Source organism: Streptomyces phytophilus, from assembly GCF_013870535.1.
GTDB classification, from domain to species: domain Bacteria; phylum Actinomycetota; class Actinomycetes; order Streptomycetales; family Streptomycetaceae; genus Streptomyces; species Streptomyces phytophilus.
This window is the reverse complement of sequence record NZ_JACBXC010001645.1, coordinates 1-1,123: the sequence shown is the minus strand read 5'-3', so window position 1 is coordinate 1,123 and position 1,123 is coordinate 1. Positions and strand designations below refer to the sequence as shown.

The window sequence follows — 1,123 nt, the reverse complement described above, 5'->3', positions numbered from 1 at the left end:
CGGGGTCACCGCCGGCAGAAGGGAATCTGGTCCAGGTTCAGCACGTAGCGGGCGGACATGTAGCCGTAGCCGCCGCCGCGCACCGGCACGCGGTACCACCTGTCGTTGCCCAGCACGTTCTGGCCGATCACCTTGCACTGGATGCGGACGATCGTCCCGGAGTCCGCCCATCCGAGGATGTCGCTGCGCGTCGTCGGCTCGGCCCGCTTGTAGACGACGCTGTTGCCGAGCACCTTGCCCCGGTACGGGTAGGGGTTGGCCTCGGCGGCCGGCGCGGCGGCCTCGGCCTTCCGCCCCTCGGAGTCGGCTGCGGCGAGCGAGGGCGTCGTGGCGAGCGCACCGAGGGTCAGGGCGGCGGTGGCCACCAGGGCGGCGGCAGCCTTGCGGATCGACATCGGGGATCTCCTTTCGCGGTGCTACGCACCAGAGCGGGGAGGAACGTGAGAACCGTAGGAGAAGTCGGTCGCGGCACCGCCCTATTACGGACAGACACACCCAACTGCCGCCCGTCCAGCCCAATCCGGGCGGGACCGCGGGCCACGGGTGCGTACGTCCGTGGCGGGTTCCGTGGTCGGCACGGAGGCGCTCCGCCATGCCCGGGGGCGAGGCTGTGATCACACGAGCCCGGCGGGTGGCCGGGCCGGATCCGAACGGACAGGAGCGATCATGGGCAGCAGCGAGACCGGGGCGTACGAGGGGTTCTCGGCCGAGGAGCGGGCCGCGATGAAGGAGCACGCCCGGGAGCAGCGGAAGGCGGCGCGGCGGGGTTCGCGCGCGGACAAGGCGGCGGAGGCGCTGCGGGACGTGCTCGCGAAGATCGCGGAGATGCAGGACTCGGACCGGGTCATGGCCGAGCGCATCCACGCGGTGGTCACGGCGGCGGCGCCGGAGCTGGCGCCGAAGACCTGGTACGGCATGCCCGCGTACGCGCGGGACGGCAAGGTCGTCTGCTTCTTCCAGAGTGCGGGGAAGTTCAACGCGCGCTACGCGACGCTCGGGTTCAGCGATCTGGCGAACCTGGACGAGGGCACGATGTGGGCGGCGGGGTTCGCGCTGACCGAGGTGACGGACGAGGTGGAGGCGCGGATCGCGGCGCTGGTGAAGCAGGCGGTCAGCTAGCCGG

Annotated in this window: 2 protein-coding genes; one reads left to right on the top strand and one right to left on the bottom strand. The window is 71.9% G+C overall.

Annotated elements, in window-relative coordinates; translation table 11 throughout:
* Positions 1 to 5: 5 nt before the first annotated feature.
* Complete coding sequence (locus tag H5J30_RS34900; protein ID WP_181791811.1) at positions 6 to 395, bottom strand: SH3 domain-containing protein; 390 nt, start codon at positions 393 to 395, stop codon at positions 6 to 8.
* A gap of 271 nt (positions 396 to 666) precedes the next feature.
* On the opposite strand from H5J30_RS34900, the gene H5J30_RS34895 reads away from it, so the two are divergent.
* On the top strand, positions 667 to 1,119 hold the full coding sequence (locus H5J30_RS34895; protein ID WP_181791810.1) for an iron chaperone: 453 nt from the start codon (positions 667 to 669) through the stop codon (positions 1,117 to 1,119).
* Positions 1,120 to 1,123: the final 4 nt, after the last annotated feature.